This is a genomic window from Parabacteroides sp. AM08-6 (assembly GCF_003473295.1).
In the GTDB taxonomy this organism is placed as follows: domain Bacteria; phylum Bacteroidota; class Bacteroidia; order Bacteroidales; family Tannerellaceae; genus Parabacteroides.
This window is the reverse complement of record NZ_QRMP01000018.1, coordinates 44,881-67,353: the sequence shown is the minus strand read 5'-3', so window position 1 is coordinate 67,353 and position 22,473 is coordinate 44,881. Positions and strand designations below refer to the sequence as shown.

Here is a 22,473-nt window from a genome sequence, read left to right as displayed (position 1 = left end):
AGATATAGTTCTTATTTTTCGGGAGCTGCAACCAGACGGGTATCCAATGTCTGATTGATAACCATCAACACTTCATCAAGCGGCAAATCATTGAAAGTTGCCGTCAATCTGGCATTCTGAGATTTCGCCTTATTCGTAATCTTCACCTGATAGTAATCGTTTAAATCTTTTATCACCTGTTCCAACGGAGTATCGTCGAACCGCAATTGTTTCGTTTTCCACGATAAATTATTGAGATTTTCCTCCTTCGATATAGTCATATCTTTTTCCTCCTTTGAATAAACGGCTGACATACCGGCTGTCAATACAACTTGTTTTTCCTCTTCCTGACCGGCTGAAAAACGCACTTTACCGGTAACGACATTCACTTCCGTTGCGGCAGGACGTTCATTCACTAAAAAACTGGTACCTAAAACCGTCACTTCCGTCAAAGCCGTATGGACGGAAAAAGGGCGTGTTTCATTCCTCTTCACCTGGAAAAAGGCCTTTCCACTCATCTCCACAACACGCCGTTCTTTTCCATACCCTTTTATATCGTACCGTAGTGTAGAACCTCCGGCCATCGAAACCAATGTGCTGTCCGGCAGGAAAACCTCTTTTACTTGTCCTGAAGCGGTAGTAATGGCCACCCACTCCGGCTTGTTTCTATCTACAATATAAAATGTACCGATGCCAACAAGCAACAAAAATACCGATGCCGCAGCCAACCAATAACGAAGGAGGAATACGGATTTTCTTATTCCTTTCCGGGCTGCAAACTGCTCCCAGGCCTTGTTTGTATCCAAAGCACCTTCTTTGTAGCGATGGGCTACAAAACGCATGCGTTTTTCAAATTTGTTCTCTTGCTCGTTGTTCATCATCTCCTTTATTTTGTAAAGTATTGCAAGAATGCCTCAACAACACTTTTCTGCTTTTATTTGCCCAATTTAAATTTATAGCCCACGGCAAGGCTTAATTGTACATAAACTTTAGTAACCTTACACCATTAAGACCGGAAAAAGAAAAAAACCCCTACGCCACTCCAAATAAAAAGCAATAAATCCGTTTCGCTGTCTCCCGCAAAGCCTTCAATGCTTTTCCCATCTGGTTCTCCACCGTTTTAACCGAGAGATGAAGCTCGTCGGCTATCTCCTGGTATTTCAAACCATCCCGCTTGGAAAGCAGGAAAATCTTTTTCCGTTCAGCCGGTAACCCATCGATAGCCGACCACAAACGGGCATCCCGTTCGGCCTGATACATTTGTTCCTCTTCCGATGTATCTTCCAAATCCGCCAGAAACTCCGTTGTTTGTTGCATATCCGTCGATTGGGCAATCAGCGTCAACGACCGGTTGCGCACAGCCTGAAAAAGATAAGATTTGATATTGGCGATTACGACATGATTGACATTTTTGTCCCACACATCCGCAAACACCTGTTGGACTACATCTTCAGCATCTTCCGTCTTCTCCGTAAAACGAAGCGCAAAAAGACAGAGAGGCTTATAAAGCTCCTTGAATATACGTTCGAATTCCCCTGAAGATATTGTCGCCATAGATTTGTTTTCTGAACTATCCGTTACAAAGTAAATTAGTTTTCTTTGTAAATATTCAAATTTCAGAATATTTATATATTTATATTTATCAGTCCATACCGGGAAATAAAAAAAGCCCATCCGACTTTTTTATTGTCGGACGGGCCTTTACCTGTATTATTCATATTGAGCCTTCCCAGGCCGAATGAATAATAGCCTATAAGACTACTACCTTTAAAGTACCTGTAAGCAAAGTTGAATCAAGCGATATTTCAGTGAAGAAATATTGATTATTGGTATCAATACTCTTCAGGTTACAAGGATACACCAGTTCCGAAAATTTCACTTCATAGGAAACTCCGGCTTTTAAAGGCAAATCCGTAAACGATGCACTTGTATATGTACTACTCAGTTCTGTCGGATCTATCTCAGCCGTATAAGTGTCAGAATGCGTATATCCGTTGCTATCCGTGATAGTATATTCCAAACTTCCGCCAAACTTCATCATAGAGTTGGTAATACCCGTAAACCGTAACGTATACAGGCCATCTTCCTGCAATACGGCTGTACAATGAGGCGGGTCCAGACTCTCCAGATGTGACTGCGTAAACAAAGACTTCGTTATGGATACGGGAATGGACGAATTACCATTTGCATCTAATGTATAAACAGTAAATTCATAAGAGCCCAATGTCAAACCTTCGATATAAACCTCGTCGACTAACGTATCGATTATCTTTTCCTGTTTATCATCCCCATAAACAATCTTGATTTTTTTAGAAATCTGGTCTTTGGGATTTGTCCAGGTAAGAAGAACACGTCCGGTTCCTGCATAAGCTTTCAAATCTGTTATCTTGCCTGAATAGGTTTGTTCAGTCAGGTAATCGACATAGAGGGCATCCATATTATCGCAAGAGATAAAACCACCGCTTACGACATAGAGGCATATTGCCCATATAATTATTTTTGCTTTCATATTCATTCCTGATATTTTATTTAACTTCTTCCCCATAAAGCGTAATTTCAGACATACAACCGGAATTTCCATTGGACATACGCGTAATTGCCTTATATCGTAGATAACGGAAAGGACGCGTAAATTTCGGTTCTTCCGGATACATCCAGAATTCAGAGCCTTCTTTCAGCTCTCTATTAGCTTCAGCTTCATCCGCAGGTTTGTTAATTGTATATTCGCCTACGTATTCCCAATCATCAAGAATGCCATCATCCGGATTCGGGTCGTTACTGATGAAAATCTGACAAGTTTTCACTTGCTCACCGGCCCATGCACTGGCGGAACGTTGCCACAGACGCATCCGGCTGATACGAACTTCACGACCGAGGTCGATGAAATAAGAGAATGGATAAGACTGATCTCCCGTATGGAAATAATTCAATGAATAGGTGGGATCCTCGTCTGTCAGTCCATCCCAGAATTTCGCAATATTACCTTCATACGCCGTTTCACGAGCATTCTTCATACTATCCTGCGTATAAATAGAAAGCCATTCTTCATAGGGTTTCTGATTTTTCCAATCTATTTCCGAATAATCCCATTTATCGCCATACAGACGCTGGTCACGCAGGAAAGTGAATTGGCTCTTGTCCAATTCATAGTCAGTCAGCGGAGTAATTGAGCCGAAATCCTTTATTTCCGTTTTATTTTCATAATGGTCTACGATATAAGCGGAAACTTCGTAAGGTACGGCTTCAAGTCCCTGGATAAAAGTACGTTCTTCTTTTTTGTTCGAAGAAAATACTTTCAACGCTTCCGAACCATTGCCTTTTATATTGACATAAATATCCACCGGCTGTTCATTCGGGTTTTCCAACGATACGACAACTGCTGAGAAACCGGCATAAATATTAAGCGTTTTAAAAACAGCTGCAACTGTCGGTTCCAAAGGTGTAACTTTCATTACAACAGGCTCAGACTCGTTGGCATCCCGATCCACAGCGAAAAGCTTTACTTCATACTCCTTAACAGAGCCTAAACCCTCTATTACCAAGCTGTCACTATATACGGAACTCGTTTTTGAAATCGTTTTACCTATATCAGTCACATATTCTGCACGTGCATACAAATAATCCGGATCTGTGGGAATCGTGTATTTAAAATAACCGCCTCCATAACCGGGAGTGAACGTTACATTCGATATCGGTCCGGGAGGAACCGTATCTTTGGCCGTATCACTTTCCGTTTTGCAGCTTGCCATCAATAAGACACTGACGAATAGCGCAATAATATTAATATTAATTTTTAATTTCATACAAATACAATTTTAATGTTAGATAATTACAATTAATAACCAGGGTTCTGTACGACCTTCGGATTTTTGTTGATCTCATCATCACAAATCGGCATTAAATAACTTTTAGGGCTACTCCATGTCCGTTGTTGCCAAGTAGTAAGAACGAAGAAATCTTCAAGTGTTTTTCCATCCGGAGCATACCATCCTTGAATTGGCTTATTAAAGAACTCGTCGGCACGTTTCCAACGGCAAATATCATAGTAACGTTGTCCTTCAAAAGACAATTCAATCATTCGTTCTGTATGAATAATGCTCCGCAAACCGTCCTGCGTCAAATGCTTACCCGGTGTACGCACAATAGAAGCATCGTTCCATAGCTGTTCAATCGGACGGGTAAGTCCTGCCCGTGCCCGAACCGCATTCAATTTATCATACACCTTCTGATCCGGTCCGTAATATTCATTATAAGCTTCCGCATAGCTCAAATAAAGGTCTGCCATACGGATAATCGGGAACGGGAAGCTCACGACACGTTGCCAGTTGGCACTTCTGGATTCCGGATGCACATACTTTTTAACGGCTATACCTGTCCAATAATAGTCGGTAGCATGCACTTGACGTCCGCCGGGCCATTCACCGCTACGCATTTTCGTATAAACACGTGTATCGTAGCTACGCCAGATACATCTGTCGACAGCCATCCATGCATAAAAGCGTGGTTCGCGATTCAAGTGCATTTTGATTGTTTGTTCACCGGCTTGCATATATCCCAAATGGTAGTTATCGTCGGGAATAGTAGTAAAATCGAAACGATTCTCATACGGATACGTCTTATCTTCATCCATCGGCACTCCATTTTTCGTATAGAATAATTCGGTCATACGATAAGTTCCGCCAAGCCACTGCCAAGAAAATTCTGCCGTATTAGGCAAATCAGGATCTCCACGCAAATTAGAGGCATGCGAGAACGAACCCTGGTCTGTATAAATAAGATTGGAATATCCCCAAACAAGTTCATCGTTCCAAGGATCATTAATGGAGAAGCGGTTATTATAACAATAATGCATGATTTCCGATTTATCCCAGTCTGCCTGATCCCAGAATTTAACTTGTTTATTATAAGTATACAGTTTCTTACCCTCTGCTTCCGCTGCTTTGATTGCGATATCTAAAGCATCCAACGCTTCTTTCCATTTCTCTTTATCATAAGTCTGCGGGAAGAACGGTTCACCAGTTTCATCTTTAAAATTGCTGTAAAATTCACTGTTTCCATTGAAAAACGGACTTGCCCGGTAAAGTAATATTTTAGCTTTGATAGCCTTGGCTATTACACGGTCAATCTGTCCGTAAAAGATGACACTTCTTGTATTGAACAAATCTTCTTTTTCAGAACCGTCTTCATTGTATAAGACCTCGTTAATCAATCCCAAGATATACTGGAAACATTCTTCCACCGGTTTACGCGGCTGGCGAATGGAGTTAATATCATCCGAAGGCTCAAAGTTTTTATCCATGATAATAATCGGGCCATACAAGCGAAGCAGGTAAAAATGATAATACGCTTTCAATATCTTCACCTGTGCAATCCAGTCCGCCCGTTCTTCGTCCGATAAATTAGGAATATCCCCAAGCCCGTTCAGGAAAATATTACAACTGCGAATGCCTTCATACAAATTTTTAGCTCCGCCGTATCCTCCCCAATATCCGAGAATAGGATCGGAAGAATTGTTCCATCCGCGCATCAATTTGGTTCCACGACAATTACCACGTCCATTAGCAACTTCCGAATCCAGACGTCCCAGCCATTCGTCACCGGCCAACGACATCGATTGGTGGAATCTTTCGAAATCCGGCATAAACGAATAGGCATCAGCTAAAGCGTTATAAGCCTTGTCTTTCGTCTCAAATATACTATTCAAATCGACAGTATTATCGGGAACAATATCGAGATAGTCGCTACAATTGGTAAAACCGAACATGACGGCAACAACCAAAGATAGTTTTATATATAATTTCTTCATAAATCACATTAATTTAGAATGTTACTTGTAAACCTAAGCTATATACGCGTTGCAGCGGATATCCCAATCCATCGCTACCCATTTCAGGATCCCAAAGGTCAAATTTTGAAATCTGGAACAAGTTGGAACCTGAGAAATAGACACGACATAATTTAAGAGGAGTCTTCTTAATGAGACGGTCGCTCAAAGAATAACCGACTTCAAGTGTTTTCAAACGGACAAACGCACCATTGCGCAACCACCAAGTCGATTGCTGAGTATTGTTTGAGTTGTTGCCGGCTGAAAGACGGGGCCAGAATGTATTTGCAACAGGATTATCAGCACTCCAGTGATCGTCAGCTATCACTTGCAGAGCATTGCGATAACCCGTAAACGGTGCAATAGCTCCCGAGTTGATAAAGAATGACACACGGTCCTGTCCCTGGAAGAAAGCAGACAAATCCCAATTTTTATAACCGATGGAGAAACCGAAACCGTAGTTGATTTCAGGAGTTGTCGGATAACCTAACGGAACTAAATCGTCATTGGATATTTTCCCGTCGCCATTGATATCTTTATATTTGATATCTCCAGCTTGTGTCGTACTGAAACTTTGTGTCGGAGAATTAGCCACATCGTTTTCGTCAATGAATAAACGTTCGGCTATATATCCCCAGCTTTGTGTCACCGGATATCCGATTTTACTTCTCCAAGGAGTATTTTCATATATCGGTTCCGAAGCTACTACATATTCACCATGAGCATACGTAAAGTTGAAACGTCCGGTTACATACAAATCTTTATTGATATTTTTCTTGATATCGATGGACGCATCGACACCTCTCGATTTTACTTCACCCAAGTTACCATATATACCTACACCGGCAGCCAAACCCATCGAAGGGGGTAAATCCTGACGTTGCATATAGATTTTGGAACGGTTTTCAGTAAAGTATTCTATTTGCAAATCCGCCAAATTAAACAGGTTGAATTCAGCTCCCATATTCTGCTTTTCCGATATCTCCCATTGGATATAAGGATTGGCATAACGGGATATATTGTAACCGCCATAAACATTGGTAAAGGTGTTACCCCAACGATACCCGTCACCTCCGAAAGAAATATCGGATAAGAAGAAGAAACGGTCTGAAGCACTCGCTATTTCATCGTTCCCCACCTTTCCCCATGAATATTTCAATTTGAATTTAGGAAGGACGCTTTCCAACGGTTTCCAATATTTTTCATTTGACATCATATATCCGACACCGATAGCCGGGAAAAGACCCCAACGTTTTGATTTATCGAATTTTTCAGAACCGTTGTATGTCAAAGAAACTTCAGCCATATATCGACCATCGAACGCATAATTGACACGTCCGCGTATACCTTGATTACGTGCCGGAAGCGTTTCCTGAATAGTAGAACCGCCATTGGTATTTTTATCTTCCTCCTGCGTATAAATAGCTACGGCACCAAAATCATGCACATCATTAAATGTGTTATTATAGTGGAAGCCTAACTCATAATATGTCTGGCTATTGGCCTGTCGCGTTGTTGCTGGATTTCCCAACACATCCGTACCTTCATGTACCATACCCAATTTGTAAGTATTGGTAAATTCATCGTAAGTATCCAATGAATACAAATACGGGTCGTAACTACGTTTACTTTCGTAAGCGCTATAATTGGCAATAGAAGCCTTTCCACGGAACATCAATCCACGTGTGATAAAATCCAAGTCCTGTTCCAAAGTAAACTGGGAAGTCACTGTACTTTCAAAACCGTCTTTATAACCACGTACCATCTGTGCATAGGGGTTAGTCAACGCTCTTGACGGGTCAGACCCGAACAGGATATGTTTTACTCCGGCAAACTGTTCGTCCGGCTCATAAAACTTAGGGAATTCTACCGGGTTACCGGCCATAACGCTCTTAAAGATATCGGTCGCTTCATCAAACGGACCGGTATAATTTCTGAATACGGAATTGATATTCACCTCGGCACGTGTCGTACGTGTAAGATTGATATTCACCTTCGCCAAAATGTTAAACCGGTCGATATTGATATTGTTCTTAAAATTGTTCGTCCGGTTTTCTTTCAATATACCCGTATCATTATCATAGCTGACAGCCATATAGTAACGTACGACTTTACCACCACCACTGGCATTCAACGTATAATGCTGGTTATAAGTGAAGTCTTTAAACATTTCCCCATACCAATCTATATTCGGATAAACCATCGGGTTCAAGCCTGACAGTGTATTTTGTATTTTCTGCGCGCTATAGCGTGGAGAGACAATAGGGTTGTCATTATATTGAGCTTCATTATACAATCTCATATAAGATACACCATCCACCATATTCGGAATATGTGTAGGTGCTGAAATTTTAGATTCATGCCGGAAAGAAACGGTTAAAGAACCCTCTTTCCCTTGTTTTGTCGTAACCGAGATTACTCCGTTGGCACCTTTCGAACCATAAAGAGCTGCAGCTGTAGCATCTTTCAAAATAGAAAATTGTTCGATATTATCGGGTTCCACCTGTGCCAAATCATTCGCTGACACTTCAAAACCATCCAACAAAATCAAAGGACTTTGTGCGTAACCGAAAGTAGTTACACCACGGATAAAGAAGGTTGCATTATCCTTGCCCGGTTCACCACTACGTTGATAAGAAATAAGACCAGCCACACGACCAGCCAGAGAGGTGGTTAAGTTACTGGAAGGAACCTTCAAGTCAGATGGTTTAACAGATTCGATGGAAGCAACAACCGATTCTTTCTTTTGTTTGGCAAATGCCGCAACGACTACTTCTTCCAATGCTTCCACATTGGGTTTCAATGTGACTATCAATTCGGTTTTTCCTTTTACAGCTACTTCCAACTGTTCGTATCCGATATAACCAATTTGTAGAACATCCGATTCTTTAACAGAAAGACCGGAAAAATTACCATCGCCATCTGTAATGGCACCACTTGTCGCACCTTTTATCTGAACAGTAGCACCGGCCAACGGTTCACCTGTCTCATCAAGGACTTTTCCATGTACTTGTTTTTTTTGTTGTGTAATTTCCATGCTTACACCTTTACTGCCACTGTTTGCATATGTGAGAGCCGATGTCGCAGTAAAACAGCACAGTAAAACACATAATTTGCAATGTGCTAATTTCATAAATTAATTTTTTAAATTTAAGAATTACGTTCTTTTGTTTAATGAAAAGCTTATCAGATAAGCGAAATTTGAATAATTACTCCATAGGCATTCCTTTTTTGTTAATGACTTTTTTGTTCTTAGTTCTTGCAGAACTATGTCTGCCTTCATTTTATTTATAGATTGGGAACAAATTTATGTATTATTTTTTACTTTTGAGAGTTGTGGTAACTTTTGGTAGCATACTTTAACATAGATGCGTAACATATATTTGAACTAAACAGGGATTATTTGATTTTTACTCTAATCCACCAAAAACAACTTTCAGAACAAATAGCTAATTCATAGGTTTTTACGATTACGACATAGTTCTGCAAGAACTACGGCATTTTCGATACAAATAAATTCATTTCGAAATATTAACAAAAAGCGCAAGATAAAGACAGACAGACAAATAAAACTCAGTACGCAAAAATCAGGGGAACTAAAACAAAACGGAAAACAACTTAACAAACCGAGTTATCGACAAAAGGAATATACATGTTTTCACAATCAAGAGGATATAAAGTCGCCGGTATTTTGATTCATCCGGTCCAAAAAGACCAACAATCAAAACACCGGCTTACTTTCGTATGCAATTATTTCTACTCTATAGGAAGTTGATTATTAGAGAAATCAACCGCGAAAACCGATAATTTCACGTACCTCGCGAAGAGTTTTCGCAGCACTCTCACTGGCTTTTTCAGCCCCCATGCGAGCGACCTTCGTCATATATTCATCGTTTGCACGGATATCCAAAATACGTTCACGTATCGGAGCACAGAAATTATTGATATCTTCCGCCAACTGTTTTTTCATATCTCCATAACGGATTTCACAATTGTTGTATTTTTCATTGAAGAAATCATAGGTGTCTTTCGTCGAAACGATATCCATCATTGTAAACAAATTTGCAATCGGTTCCGGCTTCACACTGTTCGGTTCCGTTGGACCGGCATCCGTAACAGCTTTCATGACCTTTTTCTTAATTGTTTTTTCATCGTCAATCAAATAGATGGCATTTCCTTCGCTCTTACCCATCTTACCGGAACCATCCAAGCCCGGCACTTTCACAGCTTTGTTTGAATAATAGAATGAAGCCGGTTCCGGGAAAAATTCCACACCGAACGTCGAATTGAAGCGACGGGCAAAGCGGCGTGCCATCTCCATATTCTGTTCCTGGTCTTTTCCTACAGGCACTTTCACGGCCTTATGAATAATAATATCAGCCGCCATCAAAGTCGGATAAGTCAACAATCCTGCACTCACACTATGCTTGTTTCCTTCATTGAATATTTCTTTTTCCATATCTCCGTCACTGTCGGCAGCATCGATATGGAGCTGTTTGCGAGCCTTATCTTTAAAAGAAGTGGTACGCATCAACTCGCCGATACCGGCATTCATATTCAGATACAAATATAGTTCGGCTACTTCGCGCACATCACTCTGTATATAGATAGTTGCTTTTTCAGGATCGATACCGCAGGCCAGATATTCGGCCAAGATAGTCTTTACGCTATTGCGGATATTATCGGGATGCGGATGTGTAGTCAACGAGTGCCAATCAGCAATAAAGAAATAACAATTATATTCATACTGCATTTGCAAAAAACTCTTTACTGCTCCGAAGTAATTCCCCAGATGCAAATTACCGGTTGGACGAATGCCACTTACTACTGTTTCCATTTTTAATTATTCATTTATTTCAAACGAGGGCAAAGATAATAATATTATTTGGAATGTTTGTTTATCACGATACGCCCCTGCCGCTTGCGGTTGTAAACCGTCGAAAAAAGAAGTATCAGTGCCACAACCCAGGTAATACCCAATACGATTGAAAGCAGAACATGATTATCACCCGAACGCGACACCAGATATATTCCACCCGCAAAAATAAATGTAAGCACCAAAGTTGCAATTCCGGTCAACAGATGTTTCCCCATTGATGTATTTTTCATAACAATAACCATTTTATAGACCACAAAGATATACAAAAGAACAAACAAACCACAACCATACACAGGCTATTTACTTACCGGGAACAGTCTTATTCTTTCTCTATTATCGCCGGCAATTTTGCACCGCAATGCTTGCAATACTCTGCCAACGCATCATGACCGCTTTTCCCGCATTGAGGGCATTTTGCATCTCTCTTTTTCCGGTGCTGGTCTACCATCGTTGCCGACACGATACCCGTAGGCACCGCAATAATCGTATAGCCTATCAACATCACAATCGCGGAAATAAACCGTCCGACAGGTGTAACAGGAGTAATATCCCCATACCCGACCGTTGTCATCGTGACAATCGCCCAATAAATACTATTCGGGATATTTGTGAACTCCGTTCCCGGCTGTGTTCCTTCCACCATATACATAATAGTACCTATCGAGGTTACAAGTATCAGGACAAAAAAGAAAAATACAAAAATCTTCGGAGCGCTGACTTTGAGGGATACCAACAACAAATTCCCTTCCTTCAGAAAATTAAATAACTTGAACACCCTGAAAACACGTATTAAACGGAATGCTCGTATCACCAACAAATAGCGTGTCCCACCAAAGAAAAAGCCCAGATAAACAGGCAAAGTAGCCAATAAATCGACTATCCCGAAAAAGCTGAATATATATTTCCGCGGTTGTGGAGAACAATAGATACGAACCACATATTCGAATGTGAAAAATCCCGTAAACACGTACTCTAATATACGAAGTGCCAAACCATATTGCGCAGGAAAAGTCTGCAAACTCTCAACAATCACGACAAGCACACTCATTATAATAAACCCAATCAGTACGGTATCAAACAATTTCCCTTTTGGCGTATCCGACTCAAAAATAATGACATACAGCTTTTTCTTCAGTTCCTCATCATGTAAAAAAGCATGAATACGTTCCCGTATTCCTTTAAAAAAGCCGACGGAACTTCCATCCTGTTTCATTTGTATTCCCATTTACTAAACCAACAATATTTTATAACAAAACAATAAAGGTATAAAATATTTCATATCTTTGTCGCAAATAATTAAAAAACTTGTATCTATCTGAATGATAGTATGTAGTAGAGAGGTAGATAATTGTTGGTAATAAAAGAATTCCTCCCCCCGAAAGAAATTCTATTTTTTCTAACTACGGCAATAGAAAAATCTATTCGGGAAAAATACAGTTACGAGTATAAAGCATATTGGAGTAAGGTGCAAGATGAATATATTATGCTCCCCTCTCAAAATGGGCTTCCCGATTACGACTGTATGGTAACATTTATCATGCCAATGTCAGCACGATTAAAGACTTGTAACGATGTTATTCGGATGGGAACGAATGGCGAAATAAATCTATTCGAAAAAGCAGAATATCATTCACTTGCAAAAATGTTTGATACAACCGAGCAGTAAATAATATACAGGTATGATGGACTTCGACGAATACATACGCCAAGGCGAACCGCAGAAACGAGAAAAAGGTTATGCATGGCAGACCGCAATCGGCTTGCAGGCCGTCGATGGCTTGAAGCCTTCCGACTACTTGATTGAGACCGCACGTAAAGATATTGAGGGCGAGATTACAATCGACGAAGCCGAACAGCTTATTCGTAGCTATTATCAATCGAAAATAGCACATACGCCCGAAGATGCGGAAATACACGAAGCGGATATGGCATCGACCAACATCCGCCGACTTCTTACCGAGAAAACCTTTGCTTTTACGCTTATCGGACTAACGTCGATTCATCGCCGGATTTTTGATGGGGTATTCAAATTTGCGGGACAAATCCGCGATTACAACATTACCAAAAAGGAATGGGTACTGCGCGGTGATACGGTGCTGTATGTTTCCGCTCCCGATCTTCACAAAGCTATCGAATACGACTTGGAACAAGAACGCCAGTTCGACTATTCAAAAGTAGACAGAAACGGATTAGTGAGCCACATAGCCAAGTTTGTGTCGGGACTATGGCAAATCCATCCGTTCGGCGAGGGAAATACTCGGACGACTGCCGTTTTTACGATTCTCTATCTACGTTCTATAGGCTTTGACGTAACAAACGACCTGTTCGCCAATCATTCGTGGTATTTCCGTAATGCGCTGGTACGCGCCAACTACCAAAACGTGCAAAAAGGTATCATGCGTAATTCCGAATATTTGGAGCGGTTCTTTCGCAATCTGTTATTGGGTGAAAACAATGAGTTGCGGAATAGGTATATGGTAGTCAATGCCCCCGAAGCACTGCCCATAGAACAGGTGTGGCATGTCAACCGTACAAGTACCGAACAACTTACCGTACAAGTAACCGAACAAGTTCGCGCTTTATTGCTTACCTTGTCAAACGAGCAATTATCTCTGAAAGGTCTAATGGAGAAGATAGGCTTAAAGCATCGACCGACATTTTTGGAGAACTATATAAACCCCGCTGTCGAGGCCGGTTTTCTCAAAGTGTTATATCCAGATAAGCCTAATCACCCAAGACAAAAATACCTGCTTACAGCAAAAGGGGTGGCTTTATATAACGAAATAAAGAAAAATCAATAATCCCGGTGAATTGCTTTTACGTTATGTCTGCCGCTCCTCATGCGACATTTTTTGTGACATTTTCTGGTTGATGATTTTGGCGTACACCTGTAAAATCTGCATCCGCAACGGTTACATTATCAAAGATGCAACCATGTAGTGCGATTATATCGACTTGTTGGCAATTACTAAAATGTTGTATTGATCTTGGTACGACGTGTAATATCATCTCTTCATGTAGTCCAGACTTATCTGTAACTCTTTTTATAAATCACTCAATATTGAAAACAACCCCAAAAGGTGTGTTTTTATCAATAAAAATCCGCAAACACAAAAACATTATTACTTTCCTCATCTTCAAGAAGTGAAGCAACCAGTTCTTTGAGTTTACCACTGAGCTTGTTTTTGTAATATGCTTCTTCGAGTTCAGCAAAATCCAGTTCAAAGTGGTATGCATGTTCATAATAATTTAAAAGTCGAGGATTGATATACAACTCTTTTCCTTCAAAATCGGAAAGAGTTATTTTTTGGCGAAACAGTTCTCCTGTTGCTTTGTTGCGCATATAATACTTTGGCGTCGGAGATTTCCCTGTTTCCCGATAAGGGTAAACCGCTATAAACTGATATTTTCCCGCGTCCATGCAGATATCCATAACCGTCATTGAGGTTTGACTGCTCAATATCGGTTTTTTGTGCATATATGGAGTTAAATGCTTTTCTTTGCTGTAATGAAAAACGGTGTCGGATTCAGGATTGTATAAAAGTAATCCGTCAGCCGACTTTCTCACACGTCCGTAACTCACCTGACCAGTAAATACACTGTTCAAATCTGTATAACTCAAATCTATATTTTTGTTTGGTAGTGAGATATAATCCAGCACTGTACCATCCAATTTGGAAATAAGAAAGAAAACTGAATCAATGGTTTGTTCTATAAGATTAAATTCTTCTGGGGGATTGCTTTGCATGATAGATTGCCACAATTTCGTGTTATCATACACCAATATGGACACATCGTCGAACAAAGCCATTTGTCCGTTAACATTCACCTGAGGTAAATTTATTTTCCTTTTGAATTCACCCAATGATGAATAGACCATAATATGATTGCTAAAGTCGGGTGAAACAAACACTTCATCATTTGCCTCATCATACATTAGCGAAGCTGCATCGCTGTATTCTTCCGGTCCCTGTCCTCTACGGTTAAAACGTGATTTAGGATTTCCCTCTTTTGAGAAAAACAGCACGCTGTTCTGAGAGCGGTCTATAACAATAATATTGTTTTCGGTTACATAATCAATGCTGCCTTTATAGAGATAATCATCAGTTTTTGAATAGAGGTGCAGATAAGAGACATCCGCAATATCGGTGAGCTCAATTTTTTTTTCGGGATATTCTTTGGTGACATCAATAAATGCCAGTTTCTCTTGCAGTTCCTTATTAGAGGTACAACTTGCAATTACAAGTGATAAGACTAAATAAAATACTTTTCTCATAATACAAAGATATTATTAATATCTGGAAAATCCTTATCAAAAGGCGAAGCAATGGATACTATATCTCACCTTTTGAATCATACAATGCTTTTTCAACAGATTAAACCTTTTTCACACTATATAAAAATCGGCTATTTCTCTTTCTTCTCGGAAAAAGTCTTTTATACCAGCCATTTTCGGAATACATTTGTATAATACGTGTCCCATTGGAACGAAATAGGGATTATCACTTCCATGTTGTACACGTCCACGCTGTACTTTTCATCCAGATGGATATACTTGCAAACTTCGTAATCTTTCAACACGTCGTTTTTCAGTATCTATTCCCCTTTTTGCCTTGAACCATTTATTCACAACTATCTTGCGCCGTTCTGCTCTACCTTTCAAATTTTCTGCTTATCTTTGTCGCGATTTATCAAATTCTTCTCTGTTTATACTCGTTTCGGGTTTTCTTCCTAACCACATTCGTCAATATTCCATTCAACATATATTGAAAGTAAGTTCTACAATTATGCTTTTTTCTTTCCACATATATTGAAACTATATTTGCTCGGGACAAAATAAAGAAAGTATAGAATGATTTTTCAAAAACATAAGTACGATTCCAGGAAACGGCAGTAGCTTGTTTCCTTTTAGGAGGGAATACAAACAAAGTCATCTCTGAACTTATCACAAGGATACATCCGGTAAGTCGATAAATAACTGGTAGCCTACGCCACGAATGGCCTCTATGCGTATACAAGGGCATGACTTCAAAGACTCCCGCAAGCTACAAACCGCCGCAGACATAACACTCTTATCTCCTTTCAATATGCCACCTTTTATGGGCCGGGCCAATACATCTATACAAATATCTTCATACGTCAATTTATATCCTTCCGCATTCACAAAGCTACGAAAAAGCCGCAAAGAATTACCGCTCAGCCGTATGGCGGCCTTTTCTTCATAACGCAGATAACCGTATTTCTCATCAAACAATAAATTGCAGGGTAGTTCGGTCCAGTCAACCGCAATCTCATATTTTGAAGGAAGAACACTTTTCGGTACAGACTCCGATTCTTCAGAAACAACAGAATGCCTCCTTTTCCACCAGAGATAAAAGGCTATCCCTCCACTTATAAGCACAAACCACAAGCATAAACCTGGAGAAATATATATCCAACACAAGAGAACAAGAAATAGCCATATACATATTAATACACTTCCCAATATTTGCTCCATAATTTTTTGTTTTTTCATACTCATCCGATTATCTGACTTTATTCTACCATCCATTCCAGAAGGGCTCCCTGTTCTGCATCCAGACATAAAACAATAGCTCCATCATTCATGAATCCGATTACAATATTTTTCTCTATACATATATTCTGAATTTATAATAATCGAGAAAAATCGTTTTACACAAATCTTATTATCATCCAAAAATACAAATTTCATATCAAACACATGCACTATCATTATCTTTCTCGACACTTTTAGTACCAAATCATTCATATACAAACAGATACAGCCAGCTATTCTTTTTTTCGTCCTTTTACGAGCAATAATTGTTGAAAAATAAAACAAACACACACCTAAACAGAAAATAAAAAAAGAAATAAAGCAGATTTTAAGCCGGATTAGCCATTCAAAGTCCTATTCTTCAAGCAAATAGATGCAAATACAGTCGAAAAAGAAGTTAAAGAATGATGTTTAATAACATACGACTAAATCGTAATTTTGATAGAAATAAACAGATTACGATGCCATCGTAACAAATAATTTGTATATTTGCGAAGTACTTTGATAATAATTAAACGATATGAGATACTACAATTTGTTCGTAATTCTATTTCTAGCCGGGATGATATCCTGTTCAGGAGAGACAAAAGAGGGAGATACCAAAGAAGAATCGATTGAAACGGCTTTACCGGATGAAAAAAACGAGGTGACGGTAATGACTCTGCAATCCACCGATTTCAACCATGAACTGGTTAGTAACGGTAAACTGTCTGCCCATAATTATGTAGACCTTAAATTTGAATCATCGGAACCGATTGCCGCCATCTATGTAAAGAATGGCGACCGGGTTACAAAAGGACAAAAATTAGCAGAACTTTCCCTTTTCCGTATTACGAACAGAGCAGCACAAGCTAAAAGTTCGTTCGACAATGCCAAACTGGAATTGCAAGATGTGCTGATTGGACAAGGATACGCATTGGAAGACTCCGCCAAAGTTCCGGAAGCCACGATGAAACTAGCCCGGATAAAAAGCGGATACGACCAAGCGCTGGCCTCCTATCAGTTGTCAGAATACGAACGACGTAACGCTGTGCTGACAGCACCTTTCGACGGTGTAGTTGCGAACCTTTTCGCTAAACAATATAATACAGCATCTGCATCCGAAGTTTTTTGCTCGATTATCGACAGCCACAGTCTGGAAGCCGATTTCACCGTTCTGGAAAATGAACTACCTTTAATAAAGACGGGCGACCGGGTTGAAGTTGCACCTTTTGCTCTTACGGATGTCAAAACCGACGGACATATTTCCGAAATAAATCCGATTGTAGATGCAAACGGGATGGTCAAGGTAAGAGCTGCAGTCAATGATAAAGGAAAATTGTTCGAAGGAATGAATGTACGCGTAAGTATCCACCGTTCTCTGGGAAAACAATTGGTTGTACCTAAAGAAGCAGTCGTACTCCGTTCCGGAAAACAAGTTGTATTTACTTTAGTAGATAACAAAGCATATTGGAATTATGTCCATACAGGACTGGAAAATGCAAGCAGTTACACGATTATCGACGGAGTTAAAGAAGGTGATATAGTGATAACCAGTGGAAATATTAATTTGGCACATGAAGCTCCGGTTTCTGTAATTGAAAATTAAAATATCCATTATTCATAATTTTCAATTAACAACTATCAATCTTCAATTATTATGATAAAGTTCTTACTACAACGTCCTATCGCGGTACTGATGGCTTTCACGGCTTGCTTTATCGTGGGATTGGTCACATACTTTACCATTCCGGTATCGTTGTTGCCTGATATCGCAATTCCGGAAATCACTGTACAAATCTCCGGTCCAAACACCTCGGCACGCGAACTGGAAAACACGGTAGTGAAAAGCGTCCGCCAACAGTTAATGCAGGTTGCCAATTTGGAAGATATACACAGCGAGACACGCGACGGTGCAGCTATCGTCCGCCTTAAGTTCGATTTCGGGACAAATACGGATCTTGCTTTTATCGAAGTAAATGAAAAGATTGATGCTGCGATGAATTACCTGCCACGCGAAATAGAACGTCCGCGGGTAATCAAAGCCAGTGCAACCGATATACCGGTATTCTGCCTAAATCTGACACTAAAAGGAGGTAATACAGATAAAGATATAACCGACAGCCGGATAAATGAAAACCAGGAAGCCTTCCTGGAACTTTGCCAATTTGCAGAAACGGTTATTAAACGACGGATTGAGCAATTGCCGGAAGTAGCGATGGTAGACGTCACAGGCGTATTGAAACGCCAACTGCAAATTGTGCCGGACATGAGTATGCTGGAAATGGCAAACATGACATTGAATGACATAGAATCAGCTCTATCCTCCAACAATATTGAAGCCGGGAGTATGACCGTACGCGACGGTTACTACGAATACAACATTAAATTTTCGACAGTCCTGCGAACAGCGGAAGATGTGGGGAATATTTATATACGCAAAAGCGACCGTCTTTTCCAATTGAAAGATTTGGCCAAAATTTCAATTGTCCCGGAAAAAGAGACCGGTGTTTCTTTATCAAACGGGAAAAGAGCCGTGACCTTGGCTATTATCAAGCAGGCAGATGAGAATATGGATAACATGAAAATTGCGCTGAAAGAAGCCACAGACTATTTCGCATCTGTTTATCCGGACATCGAATTTAATATCAGTCGAAACCAGACAGAACTGTTAGATTATACGATTTCTAATCTGAAACAAAATCTTTCACTCGGTTTCTTGTTTATCTGTATTGTTGCAATCCTATTCCTGGGAGATATCAAAAGTCCGGCAGTTATCGGTTTAAGTATGATAGTCAGCTTGGTTATCAGTTTCCTATTCTTCTATTTATTTAAAATGTCGCTCAATATCATCTCCATTTCCGGTTTAATTTTGGCTTTGGGTATGATGATAGACAGTTCGATTATCGTAACGGAAAATATCACGCAATACAGAGCACGCGGTGATTCATTGGAAGAAGCATGTGCAAAGGGTACAACTGAAGTGATAACCCCAATGTTGAGTTCCACATTTACGACAATAGCCGTATTTGTTCCGCTGGTATTTATGAGCGGTATCGCAGGAGCTATCTTTTATGACCAAGCTTTTGCCGTGACGGTAGGTTTGTTGATTTCTTATATTACAGGTATCATGTTGTTGCCTGTATTATATAAATTAGTCTATAGCATACCGGATATTAAACATACTTGGTTCAACAAGCGAGTCAACAATTTGGTAAAAGAACATACGTTGGATCGTTTTTATGATGCTGGAGTCGATTTTATTTTCCGTCATAAAAGCTCGACTTTAATATTAACAGCTATCACCATTCCGCTTTGCGCTTTTCTATTTTATGAAATACCGAAGAGCCGTATGCCGGAAATCGACCAGAATGAGCTTATCGCTCATATCGAATGGAATGAAAATATCCATATTGATGAAAATCAGGCAAGAATACAAAAATTATTTGATTCAGTAAAAAAACAGACAAAAGAATATACATCTTACGTAGGCCAGCAGCAATTCCTGCTGAACCGTGACCAAGAACTATCCATTTCGGAAAGTGAACTCTATTTTAAGACAGAGAAAACAAATGAAATCTCTCCGTTGCAACAGAAGATTGCCCAATGGATGGAGACGAATTACCCGAACGCAGTAATCTCATTTTCTCCTCCCGAAACAGTTTTTGAAAAACTGTTTGTTACCGGAGAAGCTGATATAGTTGCGGAACTTTATACCCATAATAAAACAGAAGCACCGGACGCTTCTTCTTTATCAAAATTGGGACAAAACTTAAAAGTGCGGACAGGCCATGCTCCAGTAGGGATTGCATTTGAAAATCAATTGAACATTTCAATCGACCGACAAAAATTACTTTTGTATAACGTAAATTATAACGAAGTATACAACCTGCTGAAAACAGCTTTTAGAGATAACGAAGTTGCTACACTCCGCTCCTATCAACAATATTTACCGATAGCATTAGCCGGAGACGAACAAACGGTAAACGAGGTAATGCAAAATACATTGGTACGTACAGCCGGAACCGATAAAGACGGAAAGGCAAAATATATACCCCTGCAGTCGTTAGTCCGCATAACTCCGGGAGAGGATTTGAAAACAATTACCGCAGGTAAAAACGGGGAATATATACCTTTCAGTTTCTATGACGTGACAAATGCCAAGAACCTAATGAGTGAAGTCAAACAAGAAGTGAACAAAGACTGGGATATTGACTTTTCCGGTAGCTTCTTCTCCAACACACAAATGTTGAACGAACTAGTCATAATCCTGTTTATTTCCATACTATTGATGTATTTCATTTTGGCATCCCAATTCGAAAGTTTCTTGCAACCATTAATTGTTTTGCTGGAAATACCGATTGACGTTGCGGCATCTTTAATAGTACTGTGGGTATGCGGACATACGATGAACCTGATGAGTGCTATCGGTATCGTAGTAACCTGCGGTATTATCATTAATGACTCCATTCTGAAACTGGATGCTATTAACGAACTCAGAAAAGAGGGAGTACCATTGATGGAGGCAATACACGAAGCCGGCCGTCGTCGTCTGCGTCCTATTATTATGACCTCTCTGACTACTATTTTCGGAATGGTTCCGCTACTCTTCACATTCGATATGGGTAGCGAACTACAAAAACCTCTTTCTATCGCCATGATTTCGGCAATGATTATAGGTACGGCAGTCAGTCTGTTCGTTATTCCGTTGGTTTACTGGTTTATTTATCGCAAACATGATGTTGTTAAAACAAAACAAATATGAAAAAGCAGTTCATACAAATACTCTTTGGGCTGATTTGCCTTCCTGCGGTTTCGCAGGCTCAAGAGCTAACTCTTACACTGGAGAGAACTATCGAAATCGCTGCGGACAGCTCATTGGAAGCATTCCGGAGTAAGAATATGTTCTTGGCCGGTTACTGGCAGTACCGTACTTACAAAGCAGACCGTTTACCTAGTATGACGTTGAATCTGACGCCGGCACAATATTACCGCGACATCACGCGCCGATATGATTCGGAAAGCGATATCGATGTTTACCGTAAACAACAATCTTATTATGCAGGTGGAAACCTGGAAATCAGGCAGAATTTCGACTTGTTAGGTGGTACTTTCACTTTGGATTCGGATTTGGGTTATATCCGGAACTTTGGCGACAACACTTATAGCCAATATACGTCTGTACCTATCCGTATCGGTTATTCGCAAAGCCTTTTAGGTTACAACCCCTTTAAATGGGAGCGGAAAATAGAACCGCTAAAATTTGAAAAAGCGAAAAAGGAACTTATTTATAATATAGAACAACTGAGCGAACAAGCTACCAGTTATTTCTTTTCTCTAGCTATGGCACAAGCCGAATATGATTTGGCGAAAGAGAACGTAGCATCGACAGATACTTTATACTGGACAGGACAGGAACGTCATAAAATAGCCTCCATCAGCCGTGCTGAATTGCTCACTCTGAAATTGGATGCCGTCAATGCCCGTAATACGCTGCAAAATGCGGAAATCGCGTTGAAACGTGCCATGTTCAGCCTTGCTTCCTATCTCAATTTCGACAAAAACACTGAAATACACCTTCGCCTCCCGTCTCGTCCGCGTGATATGGAAATATCGGTGGAAGAAGCATTGGCGCTGGCACGCGAAAATAACCCGACATTTCTGGGATTACGCCAACAAATACTGGAAGCGGAACAACAAGTAGACAGGACTAAAAAAGAAGCATTGTTCAACGCTTCGGTAAATGCGAGTATCGGTTTCAACCAAGTTGCCAATAAATTCAGTGACGTATACCGGGACCCGCTCCAACAAGATGTAGTATCGGTATCCGTCAGCATTCCGTTAATAGACTGGGGAGTACGCCGGGGTAAACACAATATTGCCAAAAACAACTTGAATGTAACACAAATATCGGCTAAACAGGAAGAACTGAGCGTGGAAGAAGACGTTATTATGACTGTCGGCGACTTTAATATCCAGCAAAATTTGATTCGAAGTGCCGAAGAAGCTCTAAACTTGGCAATTACAGCTTATGCCGAAACAAAACAACGTTTTATAATCGGGAAAGCGGATATTAATAGTCTGACCCTGTCACTCAACCGTCAGCAAGAAGCACAACGGAATTATATATCCGCGTTACGGAATTATTGGCAAAGTTATTACAAAATAAGAAAACTTACTTTGCATGATTTTTCAACAGGTTTTTCTCTTTCAAGCGAGTTCAACTATAAAAACGGACTCTAAATAAAAGTATAA

General features: G+C 40.1%; 16 protein-coding genes. 5 read left to right on the top strand and 11 right to left on the bottom strand.

Going from position 1 to position 22,473, the window contains the following annotated elements:
• Window positions 1–11: 11 nt before the first annotated feature.
• The 9 genes from DW103_RS11915 to DW103_RS11875 form a co-directional block, all read right to left on the bottom strand.
• Complete coding sequence (locus tag DW103_RS11915) at window positions 12–860, bottom strand: FecR family protein (RefSeq protein ID WP_122276407.1); 849 nt, start codon at window positions 858–860, stop codon at window positions 12–14.
• A 151-nt stretch (window positions 861–1,011) separates the two neighbouring features.
• On the bottom strand, window positions 1,012–1,533 hold the full coding sequence (locus DW103_RS11910; RefSeq protein ID WP_122276404.1) for an RNA polymerase sigma-70 factor: 522 nt from the start codon (window positions 1,531–1,533) through the stop codon (window positions 1,012–1,014).
• A 196-nt stretch (window positions 1,534–1,729) separates the two neighbouring features.
• Entirely contained in the window at window positions 1,730–2,524 is a 795-nt protein-coding gene (locus tag DW103_RS11905; protein ID WP_158576694.1) for a DUF4998 domain-containing protein, read from the bottom strand.
• A complete protein-coding gene (locus tag DW103_RS11900; RefSeq protein ID WP_122276400.1) occupies window positions 2,505–3,782 on the bottom strand; it encodes a DUF4959 domain-containing protein in 1,278 nt (425 codons plus the stop codon). Before DW103_RS11900 ends, DW103_RS11905 begins: the two co-directional genes overlap by 20 nt.
• 32 nt (window positions 3,783–3,814) lie before the next feature.
• Window positions 3,815–5,785 (bottom strand): RagB/SusD family nutrient uptake outer membrane protein, encoded by a 1,971-nt coding sequence (locus DW103_RS11895; protein WP_122276398.1) that lies wholly within the window; start codon window positions 5,783–5,785, stop codon window positions 3,815–3,817.
• 13 nt (window positions 5,786–5,798) lie between these two features.
• Window positions 5,799–8,936: a TonB-dependent receptor gene (locus DW103_RS11890; protein ID WP_122276396.1), complete on the bottom strand. Its 3,138-nt coding sequence runs from the start codon at window positions 8,934–8,936 to the stop codon at window positions 5,799–5,801.
• Window positions 8,937–9,590: 654 nt separating this feature from the next.
• Entirely contained in the window at window positions 9,591–10,640 is a 1,050-nt protein-coding gene (trpS, locus tag DW103_RS11885) for a tryptophan--tRNA ligase (RefSeq protein WP_122276394.1), read from the bottom strand.
• A 44-nt stretch (window positions 10,641–10,684) separates the two neighbouring features.
• Entirely contained in the window at window positions 10,685–10,912 is a 228-nt protein-coding gene (locus tag DW103_RS11880) for a hypothetical protein (RefSeq protein WP_147381209.1), read from the bottom strand.
• 89 nt (window positions 10,913–11,001) lie between these two features.
• Window positions 11,002–11,895: an ion transporter gene (locus DW103_RS11875; RefSeq protein WP_122276426.1), complete on the bottom strand. Its 894-nt coding sequence runs from the start codon at window positions 11,893–11,895 to the stop codon at window positions 11,002–11,004.
• 330 nt (window positions 11,896–12,225) lie between these two features.
• Between DW103_RS11875 and DW103_RS18595 the strand changes: the two genes are divergently transcribed.
• Together DW103_RS18595 and DW103_RS11865 are read left to right on the top strand one after the other, a co-directional pair.
• Window positions 12,226–12,348, top strand: a complete 123-nt coding sequence (locus DW103_RS18595) for a hypothetical protein (protein ID WP_255418460.1) — start codon at window positions 12,226–12,228, stop codon at window positions 12,346–12,348.
• A gap of 13 nt (window positions 12,349–12,361) precedes the next feature.
• Window positions 12,362–13,483 (top strand): Fic family protein, encoded by a 1,122-nt coding sequence (locus DW103_RS11865; protein WP_122276388.1) that lies wholly within the window; start codon window positions 12,362–12,364, stop codon window positions 13,481–13,483.
• Window positions 13,484–13,773: 290 nt separating this feature from the next.
• On the opposite strand, the gene DW103_RS11860 is transcribed toward DW103_RS11865, so the two are convergent.
• Both DW103_RS11860 and DW103_RS11855 read right to left on the bottom strand, forming a co-directional pair.
• Window positions 13,774–14,958 carry a 6-bladed beta-propeller gene (locus DW103_RS11860; protein ID WP_122276386.1) on the bottom strand — a complete coding sequence of 395 codons (1,185 nt, stop codon included), beginning with the start codon at window positions 14,956–14,958 and terminating at the stop codon, window positions 13,774–13,776.
• 669 nt (window positions 14,959–15,627) lie between these two features.
• On the bottom strand, window positions 15,628–16,083 hold the full coding sequence (locus tag DW103_RS11855) for a hypothetical protein (RefSeq protein WP_158576692.1): 456 nt from the start codon (window positions 16,081–16,083) through the stop codon (window positions 15,628–15,630).
• 676 nt (window positions 16,084–16,759) lie between these two features.
• On the opposite strand from DW103_RS11855, the gene DW103_RS11850 reads away from it, so the two are divergent.
• The 3 genes from DW103_RS11850 to DW103_RS11840 are packed head-to-tail and all read left to right on the top strand — an operon-like array spanning window position 16,760 to window position 22,461.
• Window positions 16,760–17,827, top strand: a complete 1,068-nt coding sequence (locus DW103_RS11850; protein ID WP_122276382.1) for an efflux RND transporter periplasmic adaptor subunit — start codon at window positions 16,760–16,762, stop codon at window positions 17,825–17,827.
• A 51-nt stretch (window positions 17,828–17,878) separates the two neighbouring features.
• Window positions 17,879–20,983, top strand: coding sequence for an efflux RND transporter permease subunit (locus DW103_RS11845; protein ID WP_122276380.1), 3,105 nt, complete (start codon window positions 17,879–17,881; stop codon window positions 20,981–20,983).
• On the top strand, window positions 20,980–22,461 hold the full coding sequence (locus tag DW103_RS11840) for a TolC family protein (RefSeq protein ID WP_122276378.1): 1,482 nt from the start codon (window positions 20,980–20,982) through the stop codon (window positions 22,459–22,461). Before DW103_RS11845 ends, DW103_RS11840 begins: the two co-directional genes overlap by 4 nt.
• Window positions 22,462–22,473: the final 12 nt, after the last annotated feature.